19 protein-coding genes and 1 tRNA gene are annotated in these 19,465 nt (G+C 34.3%); 13 read left to right on the forward strand and 7 right to left on the reverse strand.

What is annotated here, in order from left to right; genetic code table 11:
- The first annotated feature begins 255 nt into the window (after positions 1-255).
- From GFS03_RS08325 to GFS03_RS08350, 6 genes are all read left to right on the forward strand, one after another.
- Positions 256-954 carry an ABC transporter ATP-binding protein gene (locus tag GFS03_RS08325; protein ID WP_153423388.1) on the forward strand — a complete coding sequence of 233 codons (699 nt, stop codon included), beginning with the start codon at positions 256-258 and terminating at the stop codon, positions 952-954.
- On the forward strand, positions 947-3,502 hold the full coding sequence (locus GFS03_RS08330; protein WP_153423390.1) for a hypothetical protein: 2,556 nt from the start codon (positions 947-949) through the stop codon (positions 3,500-3,502). Before GFS03_RS08325 ends, GFS03_RS08330 begins: the two co-directional genes overlap by 8 nt.
- A gap of 3 nt (positions 3,503-3,505) precedes the next feature.
- Positions 3,506-4,768 (forward strand): ABC transporter permease, encoded by a 1,263-nt coding sequence (locus tag GFS03_RS08335; RefSeq protein ID WP_181443743.1) that lies wholly within the window; start codon positions 3,506-3,508, stop codon positions 4,766-4,768.
- A 167-nt stretch (positions 4,769-4,935) separates the two neighbouring features.
- A tRNA-Gly gene (locus tag GFS03_RS08340) sits at positions 4,936-5,011 on the forward strand.
- A gap of 366 nt (positions 5,012-5,377) precedes the next feature.
- On the forward strand, positions 5,378-7,522 hold the full coding sequence (locus tag GFS03_RS08345; protein WP_153423394.1) for an FMN-binding glutamate synthase family protein: 2,145 nt from the start codon (positions 5,378-5,380) through the stop codon (positions 7,520-7,522).
- Positions 7,522-9,501 (forward strand): class II glutamine amidotransferase, encoded by a 1,980-nt coding sequence (locus GFS03_RS08350; RefSeq protein ID WP_153424575.1) that lies wholly within the window; start codon positions 7,522-7,524, stop codon positions 9,499-9,501. The genes GFS03_RS08345 and GFS03_RS08350 overlap by 1 nt, the downstream gene beginning before the upstream one ends.
- Here GFS03_RS08350 and GFS03_RS08355 read toward each other — a convergent pair.
- A complete protein-coding gene (locus GFS03_RS08355; RefSeq protein WP_153423396.1) occupies positions 9,488-10,555 on the reverse strand; it encodes a glycosyltransferase in 1,068 nt (355 codons plus the stop codon). The two genes, GFS03_RS08350 and GFS03_RS08355, sit on opposite strands and share 14 nt — an antisense overlap.
- A 19-nt stretch (positions 10,556-10,574) precedes the next feature.
- On the opposite strand from GFS03_RS08355, the gene GFS03_RS08360 reads away from it, so the two are divergent.
- The gene (locus GFS03_RS08360) at positions 10,575-11,462 is read left to right on the forward strand and encodes a glycosyltransferase family 2 protein (RefSeq protein WP_153423398.1); all 888 of its coding nucleotides are present in this window, start codon (positions 10,575-10,577) and stop codon (positions 11,460-11,462) included.
- Here the strand turns inward: GFS03_RS08360 and GFS03_RS08365 are convergent.
- The 4 genes from GFS03_RS08365 to GFS03_RS08380 form a co-directional block, all read right to left on the reverse strand.
- Positions 11,430-12,665, reverse strand: a complete 1,236-nt coding sequence (locus GFS03_RS08365; protein WP_153423399.1) for an amidohydrolase — start codon at positions 12,663-12,665, stop codon at positions 11,430-11,432. The genes GFS03_RS08360 and GFS03_RS08365 overlap by 33 nt on opposite strands.
- The gene (locus GFS03_RS08370; protein ID WP_153423401.1) at positions 12,635-13,303 is read right to left on the reverse strand and encodes a diphthine--ammonia ligase; all 669 of its coding nucleotides are present in this window, start codon (positions 13,301-13,303) and stop codon (positions 12,635-12,637) included. The genes GFS03_RS08365 and GFS03_RS08370 overlap by 31 nt, the downstream gene beginning before the upstream one ends.
- A gap of 383 nt (positions 13,304-13,686) precedes the next feature.
- Positions 13,687-14,271, reverse strand: coding sequence for a molybdenum cofactor guanylyltransferase (locus tag GFS03_RS08375; RefSeq protein WP_153423403.1), 585 nt, complete (start codon positions 14,269-14,271; stop codon positions 13,687-13,689).
- A complete protein-coding gene (locus GFS03_RS08380) occupies positions 14,249-15,418 on the reverse strand; it encodes a molybdopterin molybdotransferase MoeA (RefSeq protein WP_153423405.1) in 1,170 nt (389 codons plus the stop codon). The genes GFS03_RS08375 and GFS03_RS08380 overlap by 23 nt, the downstream gene beginning before the upstream one ends.
- 33 nt (positions 15,419-15,451) lie before the next feature.
- Between GFS03_RS08380 and mobB the strand changes: the two genes are divergently transcribed.
- Genes mobB through GFS03_RS08395 form a run of 3 tightly spaced genes read left to right on the forward strand, consistent with a single transcriptional unit; the run spans position 15,452 to position 17,362 of the window.
- Positions 15,452-15,961, forward strand: coding sequence for a molybdopterin-guanine dinucleotide biosynthesis protein B (gene mobB / locus GFS03_RS08385; protein WP_153423407.1), 510 nt, complete (start codon positions 15,452-15,454; stop codon positions 15,959-15,961).
- Entirely contained in the window at positions 15,945-16,667 is a 723-nt protein-coding gene (locus tag GFS03_RS08390) for a CBS domain-containing protein (protein ID WP_153423409.1), read from the forward strand. The genes mobB and GFS03_RS08390 overlap by 17 nt, the downstream gene beginning before the upstream one ends.
- A complete protein-coding gene (locus GFS03_RS08395; protein ID WP_153423410.1) occupies positions 16,664-17,362 on the forward strand; it encodes a class I SAM-dependent methyltransferase in 699 nt (232 codons plus the stop codon). The genes GFS03_RS08390 and GFS03_RS08395 overlap by 4 nt, the downstream gene beginning before the upstream one ends.
- Here the strand turns inward: GFS03_RS08395 and GFS03_RS08400 are convergent.
- Both GFS03_RS08400 and GFS03_RS08405 read right to left on the reverse strand, forming a co-directional pair.
- Positions 17,349-17,762 (reverse strand): hypothetical protein, encoded by a 414-nt coding sequence (locus GFS03_RS08400; protein ID WP_153423413.1) that lies wholly within the window; start codon positions 17,760-17,762, stop codon positions 17,349-17,351. The genes GFS03_RS08395 and GFS03_RS08400 overlap by 14 nt on opposite strands.
- Complete coding sequence (locus GFS03_RS08405) at positions 17,738-18,157, reverse strand: hypothetical protein (RefSeq protein WP_153423414.1); 420 nt, start codon at positions 18,155-18,157, stop codon at positions 17,738-17,740. Before GFS03_RS08405 ends, GFS03_RS08400 begins: the two co-directional genes overlap by 25 nt.
- Before the next feature lie 96 nt (positions 18,158-18,253).
- Here GFS03_RS08405 and GFS03_RS08410 point away from each other — a divergent pair, with 96 nt between their 5' ends.
- The 3 genes from GFS03_RS08410 to GFS03_RS08420 are packed head-to-tail and all read left to right on the forward strand — an operon-like array spanning position 18,254 to position 19,465.
- A complete protein-coding gene (locus tag GFS03_RS08410) occupies positions 18,254-18,490 on the forward strand; it encodes a hypothetical protein (protein ID WP_153423417.1) in 237 nt (78 codons plus the stop codon).
- A gap of 5 nt (positions 18,491-18,495) precedes the next feature.
- Entirely contained in the window at positions 18,496-19,134 is a 639-nt protein-coding gene (locus tag GFS03_RS08415) for a metal-dependent transcriptional regulator (protein ID WP_153423418.1), read from the forward strand.
- Entirely contained in the window at positions 19,127-19,465 is a 339-nt protein-coding gene (locus tag GFS03_RS08420; RefSeq protein WP_153423420.1) for a hypothetical protein, read from the forward strand. Before GFS03_RS08415 ends, GFS03_RS08420 begins: the two co-directional genes overlap by 8 nt.

Genomic DNA, 19,465 nt, shown 5'->3' on the forward strand with positions numbered 1-19,465 from the left:
CTGACTTTCATATCTTTTTTTTCTTCTTTTTTACGGATCAGATCTTCATTCTCTCGTGAAACGTCTAACGTTACTAAAACACGTTAACTGGAAACTTTTTAGAGATCGGGTTGTCCGGGGTTCAAGTCCCCGCGGCGGCACCCTCAGAATTTTTGCCATATTTCACTATAAAGGACTGTTCTTAACTTTTCTAGATTGTTCAATATCATAATTATTAGCAAAAGATTTTTTAGAGCTGTCAAGAAAGTCGATTATATGACCGATATCTTAATCGATGCAATAGATTTAAAGAAAGTATACAAAACTAAGAATATTGAATACATTGCATTAAGAGGAGTAACTTTGAAAGTAAAGAAAGGAGAGTTTCTCGTTATTGCAGGTCCTTCTGGATCTGGTAAGACAACCCTTTTAGACTTGCTAGGTCTTTTAGATTCACCTAGTGCTGGTAAAATAATAATAGATGGAAGCGATGTTACAAATTTTGACGAAGATAAAAGAGCAATTTTTAGAAGAAAATATATAGGTTTTGTATTTCAGTCATATAATTTAATTACGTATCTAACAGTTCTTGAGAACGTTGAATTAGCTTTAGCAGCTGTAGGAATTCCTGTATGGAAAAGGAAGGAAAAAGCAGAAGAGATTCTATCTATGATACCCGGTATGTTAGAACTTAAGAATAAAAAGCCTAATGAGTTATCCGGGGGCCAGCAACAGAGGGTTGCTATAGCCAGAGCGTTAGCTAACGATCCCAAAATATTACTTGCAGATGAACCCACTGCAAATCTAGATTCGAAAACTGGTGAGGCAATAGTGGAGTTAATGAAGAAGTTGAATGATGAAAAAAAGGTAACTATTATAATGGCTACTCATGATCCCGATATGATGAAATATGCTGATAGAATTGTGTATATTAGAGATGGGTTAATTGAGAAAGAGGTGATACAGAATGAGTAAAGCACTATCTCTTATTATTGTATCACTATTTCTACTATCACTACTATTTATTCCATTAGCGTCCTCCGGTACCCAATCATCTTTTTCAGCATCTTCACAATGGCTTACCTCTCCACCTTATGTAACTCCAGGTGAAAAATTAGTACAGTTACAAGTGAATTTAGTATATCACGGAAATGGGAATATAACTAATGTGGAAATTTTTCCAGTAGAAAGTGGTCCTTTTATAGTATATCCATCTACACAAACATACACTCTTTCCTCAATACTTCCCAATCAGCAGTATTCGTTCATATTCATTGGAAATATTACACCTAATATACCTTTAGGTGTATATAATTTCTATCTCCAAGTAATATATCTGGAAAATGGAGTTGAACAGACACAGACGATTCCAGTACAAATCCCTATTCTCGGATATGTACAACTTTCTGCAATAGCCCAAACTAGCGGTACAATATTTCCGGGAGAACAATACGTTCCAATAAATTTAGTAATATATAATACTGGTACTGTTACTGCTACTAACGTAACTCTATTCTTAAACTCAACATATCCATTGCAATTCATAACTAAAGAGATAAATATACCAATTATTAATGCAGAATCTTCAGTTTCTGTTCAAGCAATAGCAAATATTTATAATAATGCAACGATTGGTACATATAAAATACCACTTACGGCTTTAGTATATAGTGCATATCATTCGCTAAACGTTTCAGTAGTAATTAACAGTAATCAAACTATAGGAGGGAAGCTAATAACTCCGTATGTTATCCTCCCCGCTGGTTCAAATCAGTTAGGAGTCCCAATAACCCTTCAATTAATTTATACTGGTCCAGTTCAAGTAACTAGCTATTCAATTCAACTTACGTTACCGAATGGGTTTACTAATATAACTGGTGGAAATTCCGTTTATGTTAATGGTGGCCCATTGCAACCTTATGAGGAATTCACAGTACCATTTACTATTAACATTCATAATGCATCTTTAGGTGCATATACTATCCCCTTAAAGATAACTTGGAACACTATAGAAGGTAACGGTGTTATTGTAAATACAGTACAATATATGACATTTACTGTGTTCCTTACGGGTCAACCAAATATAGAAGTTTCTCCAGAAACCTCTTTACTATATGCAGGAGAAGTTAATAATATCACTTTAGTTATATCGAATGTAGGGACTGGAAGTATATATAATCTATCCCTTTCAGTTTCATCCCAACAAGTATCTATTCTTAATAACATACCTAAAATACAATTACTATCTCCAAACCAATCGGTCAAAATACCTTTAGAAGTTTATGTGCCGTCTAGTTATCAAGGAACTCCTATACAATTAGCCATTTCAATATCTTATTTAAATTCAGTTTATCAACAGTCGCAATATCAACAACAAATAGGTCTTTACGTTTCTCCCTTAATATCACCAAGTATCCCTATTATAACCACTTTAAATCCAGCCATAATATCACCAAATATATTCGCAACAACGTATCTTGTACTGTCAAACACGTTAAATACTACGTTGTATAATATATCAGCTACCCTTTCATCATCAATTTATATAAACTCTACTGCGTTCAACTTAGCATCATTGAGGGCTAATTCTCAATACAAGTTACCAATAACTGTCTATGCTCAAAACCCGGGAACCTATTCAATTTCAATTTCAATTGTTTATTACCAAGGTAATATAGAAAGGCAAGAACAGATTACAGTTCCAATTTATATTATGCAAATTAATTCACCAACTATACCAATTTTAATTCAATTTAATTCTTCTACATTACTAACTGGCCAAGTAGAGTATACAAATATTGCAATACAAAACACATTAAATCAACCACTGTATAACGTTACTATATCATTAGCTACTCAAGGAACACTTTATATTAATATAACTACAATAACTCTACCTATGCTTCAACCATTACAAAAATTATACATTCCAGTAGAAGTGTATACGCAAAGCGCTGGAATTATTAGCGTAAGTGCTAGTATCTCATATTATCAAACGGGACAACTGAAGCAAGCTCAAGAGGTTATTAATGAGTTGGCAGCAGGCTCAGTTAATATTATAATAACTGGTGTTTCCACTGTTCCTTCGATAGCAGTAAGAGGTAGTATAGTTTCAGTTACTGCAACAATCTATAATTTTGGTACTGGTCCTGCAAACGGGCTCACAGTAACAGTATTTCCACCTAAAGGTATTGTGGTAATAGGCCAAAACACTTACTATGTGGGTAATTTAGGTTCAGATACGTCATCTACATTTACCTTTGCATTTAGAATACTTAACTCCACTAAGCCAGGTTCTTATGTTATTCCTATAGAGTATACTTATACTAACGATATTGGGCAAGTTTTACATTCATATTCAAACATCACGTTACAAGTTTCAAATAGTTCTTCTAGTTTCTTTAGCTCGTCGTTTAGGAGTAGCAATAGTTCACACACATCCCTAATAGATATATTAGGCATAATAATCGCAATAATTATAGTTATAGTCTTAGTGATAGTATTTTTAAGAAGAAGGAGGTGATTTTTGATGAATTCATTAGACATTTTATGGCTAGCATACAAGGGATTAGTATCTAGGAAAGCAATAGCGATTTTAGCTATAATATCAGTTATGATAGGAGTAGCTAGTGTAACTATTCTAGTAGCTTTTACTCAAGGTGTGAGCCAATCTATCTTATCAGTTGTGGAGGCACTAGGACCTAATACAATTTTGGTTTTACCTAGGGGTGGTGCAAGTTTGACTCAAGCTAGTGTAGCAACCATAGCGAGTTTGCCAGGAATAAAAGCAGTTTATCCAGTAGTTAGTGGTTTCGGCGAAATAAATGCTGAAGGACAACCATTAGGAGTCAGTATAATTGGAGTAGATAACTTATCTGCACTTCTTGGTCAAGTACTACTAGAAAGTGGGTCAGTTTATCCTCCAGTTACTTCTCCAGAAGCTGTAATTGGATCGGAAGTGGCAAACCCTGTCCCTGGTGTTTTCTTCTCTCCAGGTAATACAATTACCGTTCAAATTTCTAGGGGTAATAGTGTAACGTTAGAAGTTGTAGGAGTACTGTCGCCATCAGGTGCTAATCCTTTATCTAATTCTGAAACTTCTATATTTCTACCTTTAGGCGAAGCGATGGCTATTCTAAACAGAACTTCGTATAGCGAATTGATAGTTGAGGCTCAATCAGTTAACGATGTTAATAATATAGTGAACCTTATTGGAGAAATATATGGTAATCAATATAGTGTGATCTCAGTCCAGCAATTAATTAATACAGTATCTACTATTACGTCTGGATTTAGTTTTCTATTAATATCAGTTGCATCAATATCTCTTTTCGTAGGTGCTGTAGGGATAATGGCAATAATGTTAAGCAGAGTGTATCAGAGGATAAGAGAAATAGGTATAATGAAAACAGTAGGGTTGACAACTAGAGATATTCTTTTAGTTTTCTTGGCAGAATCTGGGATTATAGGATTAATTGGGGGAATAGTAGGTGTATTGGTAGGATTAGTGGGTACTTCGTTTATCGATCTTTTATCAGCGATAACATCTCAATCTGTGTCTAGTAGTTCAGTCAATACAAACACAGGCGGATTTAGAGGGGGTGGTTTTGGGAGATTTGGTAGTGCATCTACTTCATCTTCATCTTTCTTTACATTTAAACCAGTTATTTCGATAGAAGCTATTTTAATAGCATTAATAGTAGCAGTTGCTGTGAGTTTAATAGCGGGGATTTATCCAGCTTGGAAGGCTGCAAAGCTTACAGCGATTGATGCGATTAGAAGAGATTAAATTTTTGTCTTTATAATGTATCATATAGCGTAGAGCTTAGTTTTTAGGGTTAGGAAGGAATTTGTATGTGATGATGAGAGGGTCCAATGATTTGATGATTATCGCTGGAAAAACTGATAATCAGAAAGCTTAAAATAAACCTTTTATAAACAATTTTTAGTAAAGATGCGGCCGTAGTCTAGGCTGGATTAGGACGCCGGCCTCCCAAGCCGGTGATCCCGGGTTCAAATCCCGGCGGCCGCATACATCTTTTTATCTGAAAGCTAACTGTGAAAGTTTTATCTCATAGAGTAAAATTGCTTATTACTATAAATTATTATTATAATACCAACTATTGAGCTCTCTTTTTTTATCGAAGAATACTTTTCATACTCTGATGAATATTCATATAATTCTTTCTAATGTTATAGGCTATGATTAAAAATTATTCATAAATCTTATGGAATACTCAATAATTAGTTTTAATTTTCGTTAATGTAAGGTTTCATTTACGAACTTATAAGGTAGTTCAACGATATTAAATTATAATAAATTGAAACCATACATTACAATACTATTTCACATAAACAGTTATATAATATATTTCATTATAGTTATCTCGCGGTTAGCTTGCTCGTATACAACAAATATCTGCCAATACCAAAACAATTTAATGATGAATTTTGGACTGTGGAAAAGATAGAACACATTAGGTACCTCTCTTTAACTGGCAGGCCTTATAAAATATTCAATGAGGATATGAATTCTTTAAGAATATTGGACAAAGTTAAATTTAAACTTGATAAATCACCTTCAATTTCTTTAACCCCAAAGGCTAATCTGGAGCTAGAATTTTCTGGAATTTACATGAAGTCTCCTTTATATCTAGGTGACATGTCGTATGGAGCCTTAAGTGGTAATCCCAATATAGCAATTGCTACTGCAGCTGATTTAACAGAAACTCTTGCTGGCACGGGTGAAGGTGGCCTACATCCTGAGGTTGCTAAGCATAAGAGAATTTTTGTGCAGTGGGCGTCAGCTAGATTTGGTGTTGATATTAGAGTTTTAACTGCTGGTATGGGCATCGTTATAAAAATTGGCCAAGGGGCTAAGCCCGGAATTGGTGGTCATTTACCGGGCAATAAAGTTACTGAGCCTATATCTGTCACTAGAAGAATTCCAATCGGTATAGACGCTATATCTCCAGCTCCTCACCATGATATTTATTCCATTGAGGATCTGGGACAAAGGATAGAAGCATTAAAAGAAGCAACTGGAAAGCCGGTTTTTGTTAAAGTAGCTGCAACTAATTATATTCCTTACATAGTTTCTGGTATTGCCAGAATGGGGGCAGATGGTGTTATAATAGATGGTCATGGAGCAGGGACTGGTGCTACTCCTGTTGTAATAAGAGATAACGTTGGAATACCAATAGAACTGGCCGTAGCTTCAGCTGATAAGATTTTAAGGAGAGAAGGCCTTAGGGATAAATTTACTATTATAGCCGCTGGTAGAGTTTCGTCAGCAACGGATGCTGCTAAACTATTTGCTTTAGGTGCTGACGTGGTGAGCGTTGGTACCGGGGCCTTAATAGCTATGGGTTGTGTAATGGTGCATAAGTGCCATGTAGGTTCATGCCCTACAGGTTTAACTGCAAAGATTGATGGAACTAGAGTAGTTGATGTAGAATTCGGCGTTAAAATGTTAGTTAATTTTATCAATGGATTTTCCATGGAGTTAGCTAATATTTTAGATAATTTAGGTTTAAGTGATATTAAGGAACTTAGAGGTAAAAGAGAGTTACTTTATGGCCATGGTTTGAGTAAAGATACGTTAGAAATTCTAGGAATTGAAGGTACGGAGGATGAAGTAAATCCTAAATTGGGAGAGTTATGGAATAGGAGACTTACTGCTTACATGCATGAACTGATGAATAAGGGAAATCCAGTAATAACTAGTATGGGTAGTACTGCACCACCTGACGTAGAGAAACCCGCTAGAATAATTGATTGGCTTAGATCGGATGGAGCCCAGGTTACTAGACCTTCAATAGATCCCTATAGAGAAGATGTAGATACTTCCTTTTATCTTAAAGGTGGAGATATATACCTATCACTCCCAATAATCTTCGATATTACTGATGCTCCTTTAGAGTATAAGGAAGCGTTTAGTTGGAGTGCTCTAGCTTTATCTTCAGCAGTTTTCGACTATGAAACTATTGACAAATATGCAGAAGTGTTCATAAGTAGTGATGGGAAAGGTATTGCTAGATGGAGTAAGAGTGACATCTACGAGAACTCATATCTTCTGATACCTGCAGATGAAAACGTAATAGACGAAGTAATTGGAATGGGCGTTCAAGGGTTTATAGTTGATGAGGATAGTGGCAATAGTGATTTGGAATTGGTAGTTAGTGCTTTAGATACTAAATTAAAGGAAGTCGGTGTTAGAAATCATTATGATATTTTGGCTAAATCGAGTAGACTCAGACATTCTGCGGATGCTTTTAAATTAGTTCTATTAGGTGCTGATTCTGTTATTATGCCTTATTTTATTTTAGAAAAAGCCATAGGTGAGGGAAATAAAGGAAATTTGAAAGAGAAAGCCTTCAGTCTTATAGCTGGAATGAAGAAGGAAATAGCTTTGCTGGCAGGTGCAGCTGGAGTTTATAGCGTCCAATCTACTTTGACCGGTAACCGGGAGTTATTACGTTCTATCAATTTGAACTATTCTATAAGGAGAGCACTTAGAATAAAACCAGCGGGGTCTTTATGATGGTTGAATACTATCCTTCTGATTGTGGTGTTTTTGCGATCTTAAGGAAAAGAAATTCTCCAAAAGTCAAAGGAAATTTAGTTGTAAGAGCAATAGATAGAGTTAGATACAGAGGTAGTGATAAAGGAGCCGGATTTGCTGTATTTAATTTGGAAAAAAGAAACTATTATGTTATTAAAGCGTTTTATGAGGGAAACCCAGCTGAACTAAAGGAGATGTTTAGCAAGTATGGTGTAGAAGTTAAGAACGTTGAGTTGTTAACCAAGTATTCGACTCTGTGTGATTGTAATCTTATTGCCTTAGGTGATATAAATGAGATTAGGAAGGCCATAAGGAATATAAATGAGATGATATGGAATGGTAAAGAAAGGAAAGGCAGAATATATAGCGTTGGTAGCTCCCTTCATGTGTATAAAGGTGTTGGATATCCTAGAGATGTAGCAGAAAAATATCGTGTTGAGGAGTTAGAAGGTGATTTATGGCTTGCACATACCAGACAACCCACCAATTCTCCTGGCTACTATCCATTTTGGTCTCATCCCTTTTCCTCGTTTAATGTTGCTATAGTCCACAATGGCGATGTTAGTTCATTCGGAGCTAACGTAGAATATTTGAATTCAAGAGGGCTAAGTAGTTTTGTAGGAACTGATAGTGAAGTATTAGCTTTCTTATTTGAGGAACTCATTGCTGAAGGTTTAACTATTGAAGAGGCAGTAAAGATTCTAATTAATCCATCAAGAAGATTCAATGCCTTACCCAAAGATATTGATTATTTGTATAGAAATGCTAGGCTCGATGGTCCCTTTACAGCAATTATTGGTTACGATTCAGGTGATGATTTATATTTGATAGCAATAGCCGATAGATCTAAGTTTAGGCCGGCAATAGTTGGTGAGGATGAGTCGTATTATTATGTAGCAAGCGAGGAGAATGAAATTAGGGAAATAAGCCCTAAAGCTAAAGTTTGGACGCTTAAACCTGGTTCTTACTTTATTGCATCCTATAAAAAGGGTATTATATCGTATGGAAGAAGCGACGAAGAGTTAAAGACATTTTCTCCTCCACCAATAATGGTCCCAGAAAAGTATGATATTAATGCCTATAATATAGGGTACAAGGAGTTAAATTATGAGATTCTCAAGTTAGCTGAAAAAGGAAAGAGAGAAATAACAGTCGCTAATGTTTTAGGTCATAGATATATTGGGATAAACCTACCGGCTAGAAACATAAACAATTTGAGAATCAACCTTTATGGTGTAGTAGGAAATGCTATGGCAAATCTAAACGAGGGTAATGAATTTTACGTCTATGGGAATGTCGCTGATGATTGTTGTGATACTATGCATGGAGGAAAAGTAGTGATTTACGGTGACGCGAGAGACGTTTTAGCTCAGACTTTTCAGAATGGTAAGATTTTCGTTAAGGGTAATGCTGGAAATAGGGTTGGTATTCAAATGAGGGAGTATAAGGATAAACGACCTTATCTTATAATAGGCGGTATTGTTGATGATTATTTAGGCGAATATATGGCTGGAGGTGTAATAATAGTATTTGGTAAGGGGTTTAACGGAGAACCAGTGGGAAACTTCGTGGGAACGGGAATGGTAAGGGGTAGAATATATATAAGAGGCAAGGTTTCCCCGTCAAAGCTAGGATTGCAACCACCCAAATATGAGGTGATGAGATTACTAAAAGCACTATTTGTAGAGGGTTTAATTTCTAGTGAGGAATACGATTCGCTGAAGAACGAAGAGTATATTGAGATTGTTAATAAGTTAGAAGGAGAAGCAAAGGAGTATGCAAGAAAATTGTTTGAAGAGAAAATCGGAGTCCCGACGTATGAATACAGAGAATTAACTGAGGAAGAGTTTAAGGAACTTTACCCGGTAGTTGATGAATATTCTAAAGATATGATGGACTACTCTTATACTGAACTTTTAAAGGAAAAGTTTACTGTAATAACTGCTAGAAAATTATAGAAGATATTTCGTTGAAGATATTTCGCTTGAAGTTTTCTTTACTGAAATTTAGGGCCCTATTTCTCATTTCCCTTCTTAACTCTATATTTTCCTTTTCCAATAAGCTCTTTAATAGAATAACAGCTTCTTCTATGTCTGAGTACGAGAATTCGGGAACGACTTCATAGGCCCCACTCTCTTTAGGGACTATTGGGATAACTCCACTTGCCATTGCTTCTATGACTGGTATACCAAAATGCTCTCCTATCGTTGCATGGAAATAGATTTTAGCCCGTGACAGCACCTTAAGCAATTCCTCTCTTGATAAATCAGTAAGAATTTCTACGTCAGCGTTAAGTTCTCTCTTAAGCTTAATTAACTTATTCAGATAGTCTTTTTCATTCAGGGAACCGATGATTATGCCTTTAACTCCACTTTTAGCTGCTAAAAAGATTGAATTTTCAAGCATTTTCCCTCTTTCTATTCTTCCTATTGTAACAAAGAAATTTTCCCTTTTTTCCTCACTATATGCTCTTTGGAAATATTCTATATCCACTGGAGGATATATTACTTTAGGCTCATTTATTTCATAAACTTCAGCTATCGCCTTTGCTGAATAGCGAGAATTTGCTATTATCTTTGCTTTTTTCGCCTCGTCTTTTATCTTATTTATAACAAGACGAAATGGTAATAAATAAAGTTTCCAAAAGAGAGATCTGGTATACTTGCTTGGCAAATTAGCTATTGAAGGTGCTCCAGCGTAAATTACATGTGGAGCTATTTCTGATAATGGTATAGGAACTCCGGATGCGTTTAGGTACAAATCTGGTTTTACCTTTTTTGCCGTATAATAGGTCAATAACCTTTGATACTTATCTAGCTTTGGTAAATGAAAAGGTAACGTATATATTGAGGGTATTGATGTATCATAAGGTTTTGCAAAGCTTATTGTAACATAATCTATTTTTCTTTCCTCTAGCATTTCAAAAAATGATTTATATATATTTCCCTCACCACTATAACCTCTACTCATTCCTAAGCCATGGGCTATTACTGCAACCTTTATTTTCCTCATATTTCATTATTACTTCTAGATGGTTCAGATTATAATACCAGTGGGTCCTAATGATAGGCTAGATTGGGTTAAAAGAAGTGTGAATTCAGCGTTATCACAACCAGTTGATAAGGTTATAATTTATGATAATAGCGAAAGAAATGATATCTATAATTTTTTTCAAGAATTGAAGGATAAATTAGTTTATATTAAGGATAAGAGAATGAAAAAGGTTAACATGGCTAGATTACGTAATAAGATGCTCTCACTGACTGACGATAAATACGTAATCATGCTAGATAGTGATGTAGTTATACCCGTCGGATACGCTAATAAAATTGTAAATAAATTGGAAAATGGAGTAGCATATAGCTGGATGCACTATGCTTATTCTGAAGAGGAAATTGAAAACCCATTATCTTTATCTGAAAATAATCCTAATTTAGGATGTGCGGGACTTAATTTAGAGATAATTAAGAAAGGAATTGGTTATTTTGATGAACGATATGAAAGAGATGAGGATGTATGGCTTTACGCAAAACTAAAAAAGGCCGGATACAAAGTAGAGCCAGCTGACGGCAGATGCTTACATCTTAATAAGGTTCACGCAAGGCTCAATTTATCTTCATCAATTGTTGAAGCTAAGAGAAATCTTTGGAGGAGTAAATACGACATCATGCTAATGTTTGATGGTCTTACAGATGTTATCTTTTTAACGGGTTACTCTTACTATGGCAGTTACTATATATTGGCAATTTTATCGGCTATTTTTCATCCCTTAGCTTTCCTCTATTTACCACTCATAGGTTATGGTATCTACTATTATAAGGGACCAAAGAAATATTTACTAAATTTAATCCCAGGTTTAGCTTTGGCAATCTCATTTCCTTACGGCCTATGGTATAACCTTATCCAAAAGGTCAAGTAATTCTCTTCTTCTCCTATTAAACTCTCTCTCTATTTCTTCGTCATAAACTATTCTTCCGTTTACTATAACCTTTGCTACATGTTCACCTACAGCATAATAAACAATATTTGAAAGAATCCTATCCTTTTTTAACGGATACAATTTATCTTTCTTCAATAGTACTATATCAGCGATATAACCTTCCTCTATCTTTCCACCTTTTAAATTAATAAGCTTATATCCATTTTCTGTCGCAGCCTTAAATACATGATATGCTTTTATTCCAACATCCCAGTATGAATGCCTTTGAAGTAATACTGCATTCTTCATTTCTCTAAACATATCTAGCGAATTATTACTTGCTGCTCCATCAGTACCTATAGTTACGTTTACTCCATTTTCTATTAACTCTTTAAATGGAAAGGAACCTGCGGTAGCAAGCTTCATATTTGAAGTAGGGCAGTGGGTTGCATGGGTCACATATCGTAATTCCCAATTAGCGACCCATCCTAGATGAACTAATTGCGTATTTCTCACGAGTTCCAGTTCGTTCAATAACTCTACTGGGAATTTACCATACTTTTTCTTTATCTCGTAAATCTCACTTCTAGTCTCAGATATGTGAAGGTGAATCCAGGTATTTGTTTCTTCTGCGAGTTGTTTAGCTAATTTTAAAGTGTCTATAGACGTTGAATATATGCTATGTACATTTACGATTGGTTTGAATAACCTGCTTGCTTTAAGTTGTCTTTGTTTTTTATCTATCTCATAAGGATCAAATAAACTATTGAGAAACGTAAAACCCGCGTAAGCTCTTATTCCGTACTTTTCGGCGATTTCTTTTACCCCTTCAGGGTTAAAATACATATCTATGAAGGCTGTAGTTCCTTTTGATAGCATTTCCATTACAGCCAGTTCTGAGGCTATGTTCATTTCATTTATTTTGAAAACTTTTTCAAATTCCCACATTTTTTCTAACCATTCTGTTAGTTCAGCATCGTCATAGTATCCACGTAATGCTACCATTGGAGTATGTGTATGCGCGTTAACTAATCCAGGTATTGCAACGTATTCTGAGCAATCTAACTCGTCTCCCTCAACTTCTCTTCCTATTTCCTTTATATATCCATCTTGTACAACTATGTTAGTGTTTTCCAATATTTTATCATGATTTACGATAAATCTACAATTTTTTAACGTATATCTGTTATTTCGTATCTCCATTCATATTCACTTATTCTTTTTAATTTACCTTTCACTCTTAATTGCGTTTTGAAAAGTGGAGCATAGGTTACAAAAGTTTCAGCTTCTCCACCCTCAAATGCGGGGTTAAATCCGTATATCCTTGCTCTCTCAATTATTTTCTCTACATCTTCTGCTGTAATTTCTTTACCTAATAAATCAAATGGGAAGCCATAAGCCGAAGCTGATGTTATTATGAATTTAAATCCTTCTCGTACTAAACATCGCACATACTCCTCTTGTGTTTTTCTCCAGAGTGGCGTATAGGTTTTTAGACCTATCTCTTCAGCTATAACGCTTATATTTAACCTTTGGTAATCTGAAAGTAACGCTCCACTGACTATACCAACAGCGCCTTCATTTTTAGCTTGTATTAACGCCTTTTTAAGATCTTCTAGTTCCTTATCTTTCTCACCTGAAGTCTCAAATGTAAGGAGCCTAAAACCCATGGCTTCAGCCTGATATTTAGTATAGATCACATTAGGGTATTGGAACATCCAAGAGTCTTCCCTTTTTGGTATTAACGTTATTAAGCATACGATCTCGAATCCCTTAAATACTGCCCAATGTAATGCATACGTGCTATCCTTTCCTCCAGAATATAACGCACAAATTTTCATGAGATATAAAAGATAAAAAAGGAGTTAACTTTAATACTTTACTGCAAGTTAACTAAGTTGTCTTTACTTCTTTTTCTGCTCTCCACCGCTTTGTTGTTGTCCGCCTTGCTCTTTCTTCTTCTTGGCCATTTTGTATCTGATTAAAATTCACATTAAAATACCTAATAAACATTCCTAATGAAATCTTGGTAGAACATTATCGGAAAAAAATTACGCTTACTATGACATATTCTCAGAATAACAATGTATATTATCCTTTACTTTTAAAGATACTACAGTTATATACTAAAAACTTTTTATTCTTCTTTAGTGATAGAATGTGTTTTGCCAATGAACTTTTTTATGGTGAAACCTTAATCTCTATAGCAAGAAAGTATTTTTCGTTACCTAATAATTAAATTTGATCTAGTTTTTACTCTGATTGGCCTATAAATCAGATCTATTATACTATTAATATTAACCAAACTATATAGAAGAGGATCTATTTTCAATAGTTCTTCAGTACCAATAAAATACACTGTACTAGAGAGTTCGATCAACTCCATAAGTCTATTAATTTTATCAATATTTCTATTGAGCAGCCCCGTAGAGTAACAAGCTAACAGTGGTTGTGGTCTATCATTATATGGAATTACAATATCGTATGGTTTACTGCATACATAATCCGCGAAGCTTCTAGTAAGAAACGGGAAGTCACATCCAGTAATAAAAACTCTGTCTCTTCGTACGTATTTTAATCCTTCTTTAACTCCCTTAATAGGTCCTTCATATTCACCGTTTTCCACAACTAAAATTCCTTTTTTAATCTTCCTAGATGATCTGGATACTACGATAGGATTATCGAATTGTTCCAGTAATCTACTTAACATTGTTTTCGAATTTATCTCGAAACAACACTTATCGATTCCAAATCTTTTCGATAATCCCCCAGCTAGTATTATAACGTCATATGAGTAGTTGTAGTTCAATTTCTTCCCCTTTCTTATAAGTTACACTTCTCTTCAGAATTGTAAATCCATTAGCTTTAGCTAACTCGCTATACAAACCTACACCCCATCTAAGTGGAAATGCTAGGTTTCCTTCTACGTCAAATAAGTATATCGAATCCATAGAGTGATTAACATAGATGTCCTCTGCAAGAGTACTTTTTATAAATCTCTTTAGATTGGTGCCTAGTACATTAGACATTATGGAAAGTCCAAATTCATGAAATGCAGTTACGGCAGATACAACTTGTCCTGGTAGTACCAAGATCGGTTTTCCTTGAATCTTGCCTACACTACCTCTTTTGATTATGTTTACAGTTACACCATCAAATAGCAACTCTCCCAGCTTATTTATGGCTTTTTTCACGTAATCTTTTTCGCCAACTGAAGATCCTCCTATAGATATTATTACATCAGAAATTTCCAAAGATCTTTCAATTTTTTCAATTACATCATTTAAATCGTCCTTTGCTACTCCCATATATTTCACGGTACCGAATTTCTCGAGAATTTTGATTAGTATTGGCGAAATGGAATCTATTACCTTATTATTCTCTGGATTTTCAAAGCTAGTTATTTCATCTCCATTTGCAAAAATTGCAAACCTTAAATCCGAAATGTTAATACGAAAGATTTGTTGTTGTATTAGAATTCCTAAATGATAAGGGCTTACTTCAGTACCTTTTCGTAATATAATTTGCCCTACGCTAATATCTTCTCCCTCTTTCCTTATGTTCTTACCTTTTTTTATCTCTCCTTTAAATATAACATACTCTCCCTCAAGTTTAGAGTTTTCTATAGGCACTACACTATCTGCATTTATTGGCAAGGGTGAACCAGTGGTTACGTAATAAGTCTCTCCCTCATTCAATTCTGGAATATTCGATGTATTTGGATAGAGCTTCCCTATTACTCTTAACTTTCCATACTTTAAATAATCCTCATATTTGATAGCGTATCCATCCATTGCAGATAACGGTCTTTCTGGTATACTTTTTATTGCGAATACGTCTTCTGTTACTATTTTACCTAATGCTTGAAATATCTCAACATCCTTATCTCTTTTCTTTATCTGAAAACTTGTATTGTTAATTATTTTTCTAGCCTCTTCAATAGGGATTAATGTCACAATTTAATATTTTACTTCACATTAATATATGATATGGTGTGCATATTTCATATTGTAGGTAAAAAAGATACTGGAAAGACCAGTGTTATTGAAAATATCTTAAGGGAGATTAAGAAGGACAATTTCAAAGTAGCAGTAGTTAAACATTCTCATCATAAGTTGGACCTAGCTGGAAAGGACACTTATAGGTATAGAAACTCTGGAGCTGATTTAATTCTATTTCAAGAAGGTGAAGAAGAGTCAGTTCTATTTATGCCTACCGTATCCTCCCTTACCTTAATTACTCTTCTCCCAGTAGATATTATCCTAGTCGAGGGTTTTTCGAATATGGAAATAGGTAAGAAATATTTTATTAACAGTGTAAATGAGATTGAAGCTGTAAGTAAACAAGTTATAAACGATATAAAAAAAGAGTGTCAAAAGACGATTAGAACTTTACGAGTAGATAATGTGAAAGTAGAAGTAACATCAGATAACGCTTTATTGCTAACTCTTTATAATTTGATGAATATGCTAGGAGTTAAAAATGTCAGTTCAGATTAGTGGATCAGAGATTATATCATTAGATCCTAATGCGTATGTAATAGATGCTTTATACTTCATGAGAAGAAATAATGTGAGAAGATTAGTAGTAAGCAATTCAGATAATATAATAGGTATTTTTACGATAGAGAATGCTATTAGGCAAATTTTAGAAAATAAATTAGAAGTAAGACTGAATGAACTAAGGTTAAAAAGGCCAATATTTGTCGAGGATAATAGCGTTAAAAGTATAGTGAGAATGATGATTAGCGAGAACTCAGATTTTGTAATATATAGGAGAAAATATATTATAACTGAAAAGGATGTTGTAAAGGCTTTTAATTGGAGTTCAGTAAAGGAAAAGATAGAAGGTATTAGTAAAGACGCAATAGTAGTCCAACCCTTTACGAAGATCTCAACTTGTATAGAAATTATGCTTAAAAATAACATTAGGCATTTGCCAATAGTTAATGGGATCGCACTAGGTATAGTTAGTGCAAGGGATATAGCCTATTCCTATGACTCAATAACTGGAAATACGATGGTTGAAAAAATTATGAATGCAAATTTAGTTACCGTAGAGGATAATAATGAGGTAACTGAAGCAGTTAATTTAATGATGGAGAGAAATGTTGGCAGTCTAATAATTAGAACGAGAGTTAAGGACAAGGTTAAAATTCTTACTAACAGAGATTTAATAAAGTTGATTTTTAGTTATATAGTGTGATATTCTCTTGTCCCATTGATGGAACTGATGTAAATGAGAAATTGGAATGTGAAAAGGGTCACAAATTTAATATAATCGAGGATAAGATTTACGATTTCTTGTTAAAGGATATTGAGGTTGATAAGTTATTAGAAAGAATAACCCCAATTTACGAAAATGTATGGGCTCCATTAGGGTTTCTGATCACTTCCGGAAAGACTTATGTGTCTTTTCTAAGAGAAATTGGTGAATTTATAGATGGTGATTTAATAGTCGATGTAGGAACTGGTACAGGTAAGATTTTTGATTTTCTGACTTGTAAGACTTGTATTGGAATTGACGTATCTTTACGGTTTTTAATGTATATGAAGAGAAAGAGACCTAAAGTTATAGCAGTAAGAGCTGATGCTAATAACCTTCCTCTTAAGTCAGGAGTTGCTGATGGAATTTCTTCTACATTAGTTTTACACATGTTACCTAATCCATCTTTTGCCATAAGGGAAATATCTAGAGTACTCAAATCTAACGGAAAATGTAGCATAGCAGTTTTAGCTAATGTAAACTCATTAATAGCTAAGATACTATCCCGCTGGTGGAAAGTAAATTTAAGACATTACGATTACTATATGAATTTGCTTCAAGAGAACTCCTTAAAAGTAATTGAAAGGAAAGAATTAGGACCTTGGGAGGTAATAAATTGTATTAAGATCTCATAAACAAAGTTGCTGAAAGAGCAAGGAAACTTAATCCATTAATAAGCTCTAATACTTTTTCAAGAATTCCAGCTATTATAGGTGTATATGCCAAAATTAATACTCCAGATATTATAAATATGAAGAATACTCCTAGGAGAGCCGTATAATAGAGCTCACCATCACCCGCTAATAATCTAAATAGCTTCTCACTTCCAGTAGCTCCAAACACTATCCTCTCTATTCCGAATACAATCCCCAACATGTAAAACAGAATTGGACTTATCCCAAAAAATAGAGCTGATTGTAATTGTTCACTATTTATTCCAGTCTTTCCTATTAGAAATGCTGAGGTCATTAATAATACTACCCCTAAGGATATGCTTATTAACCTCTTTCTTATCTGCTTATTGGCGTGGGCCATCCTAAAACACCAACTAACTTTTCTCCCATTTCAATATCTACTAACTCACCTAAAAATATTCCCCCGATCACACCTATAAATAATCCAGCTAATCCACCAAGATAATAACCCGCGAGCGCACCTAAAGCTCCTCCTGCCACCTTGCCAAAATTTTGATTCTTTATCTCATATATCGTTGCAAAGTTGCGATCTCCATATTTGCCATATTTAGATAAATAGTAAGATAGATCTAGAATTGCCTCCTTCACCTCACTTAAATCCTTACCTCTGAATAAAGTAATGTAATATTCTTCCCCTCTATCTCTTCTAAAGTAAATTGGCGTAAAACCAGCCTGTCTTAATTCTCTAAATGATGTGCCATATTCTCCCTTAATCCTAAAAATGACTTTGTACACAATAAGTTATATTGATAAATTTTTATATTAATGTTTTGTTTGTTCGTAGTTAGAACCTAAGCTTTATTTTTGACTTAATGATATAGTTATATTGAAATGGGGTCCGAGCTACAAAAGTTTTATGCGATAGCTAAGGTATATGGTTTTGAGATAGAAACAAAATTGCATGACCATATATCTGCTGCAGTTGACGAAGCTATTGATAAAATAAAGTTAACCTTACGAAAAGAAGGTATGAACGGAAAGACGGTAAATGCGGTAATAGAAGTTTTTGCTAAAGATGAAAGAGCTTCAAACCTTATTGAGAGTATAAAAGCGAGGATCACAACATAATTCATATGGTTGAACTTTCAGAACCTTTGGAAAATTACTTGAAAGAGATGTATGAGATAGAGGAGATCAAGGGTAGTACTAAAGTTTCGGAGTTAATTTCTATTTTCAATATTTCTCCTGGAACAATAAGCAAAGCGTTAAACAAACTAGAGAAATTAGGGTTAATAGAAAGAACTAGCGATCGAAAAATAAAATTAACTGAAGAGGGAAAGAAGATTGCAGAAAGATTAATTCGATCTCATAGACTTAGTGAACGTTTATTAACAGATATAATTGGACTTGATTGGATACGAGCTCATGAGTTAGCTCATAGGCTGGAACACATTTGGCCAGATGATATAATAGAGAAAATAGATAAATTGCTTGGTTATCCTGCAACTTGTCCTCATGGCCATCCTATAGGAAATAGGATAAAAGTAAGTGGAAAGAAATTATCTGAAATAAATAATACTGGTAGATATAAGGTTGTAATGATTGTAAGAGAGGAAGAATGGGTTTTAAGAGAAGTTACACGATTAGGATTAAAACCCGGCACGATGATCGAAGTTATTGAAAATAATGGTACAGATATAAAAGTCAAGGTAGGAGAAAGAATAGAAGAAGTTAGCAAAGTACTTGCTGATCAGGTGTTAGTAGTTGGATGAACTAATGAAAAAAATTCTAATTCATATTTACAAATATGGTCCTGATAATCCTTGGTATATGGCGAGAAGACTTTTAGGAGAAAGTGGATGGGTGGCAAAATATGACGAGAATAAAGTAGAAGAAGCTTGTAGAAAATTAGAAGAAATGGGATATTTGATTAGATTTCAAGGTTCCCTAAAAAAATCTGTAACCTCGTCTATAAAGCCATGGTTAAAGGTTAAAGCTAGAGAACTAAGTCACAAGCCTAAGGGAATTTACTATGATCTAAGCAAAGATGGAAAAAAGATCGCATCGTTATTATATAAGGAATATAAAAGGGAGAATGTATAA

This window comes from Sulfolobus sp. E5-1-F (assembly GCF_009601705.1).
Lineage (GTDB): Archaea > Thermoproteota > Thermoprotei_A > Sulfolobales > Sulfolobaceae > Saccharolobus.

Coding starts and splice junctions, on each gene's coding strand:
- GFS03_RS08410 (WP_153423417.1), top strand. CDS start 18,254: ATGGGGTCCGAGCTACAAAAGTTTTATGCGATAGCTAAGGTATATGGT.
- GFS03_RS08415 (WP_153423418.1), top strand. CDS start 18,496: ATGGTTGAACTTTCAGAACCTTTGGAAAATTACTTGAAAGAGATGTAT.
- mobB (WP_153423407.1), top strand. CDS start 15,452: ATGGTGTGCATATTTCATATTGTAGGTAAAAAAGATACTGGAAAGACC.
- GFS03_RS08330 (WP_153423390.1), top strand. CDS start 947: ATGAGTAAAGCACTATCTCTTATTATTGTATCACTATTTCTACTATCA.
- GFS03_RS08325 (WP_153423388.1), top strand. CDS start 256: ATGACCGATATCTTAATCGATGCAATAGATTTAAAGAAAGTATACAAA.
- GFS03_RS08370 (WP_153423401.1), bottom strand. CDS start 13,303: ATGAAAATTTGTGCGTTATATTCTGGAGGAAAGGATAGCACGTATGCA.
- GFS03_RS08350 (WP_153424575.1), top strand. CDS start 7,522: ATGGTTGAATACTATCCTTCTGATTGTGGTGTTTTTGCGATCTTAAGG.
- GFS03_RS08400 (WP_153423413.1), bottom strand. CDS start 17,762: ATGGCCCACGCCAATAAGCAGATAAGAAAGAGGTTAATAAGCATATCC.
- GFS03_RS08365 (WP_153423399.1), bottom strand. CDS start 12,665: ATGGAGATACGAAATAACAGATATACGTTAAAAAATTGTAGATTTATC.
- GFS03_RS08390 (WP_153423409.1), top strand. CDS start 15,945: ATGTCAGTTCAGATTAGTGGATCAGAGATTATATCATTAGATCCTAAT.
- GFS03_RS08360 (WP_153423398.1), top strand. CDS start 10,575: ATGGTTCAGATTATAATACCAGTGGGTCCTAATGATAGGCTAGATTGG.
- GFS03_RS08355 (WP_153423396.1), bottom strand. CDS start 10,555: ATGAGGAAAATAAAGGTTGCAGTAATAGCCCATGGCTTAGGAATGAGT.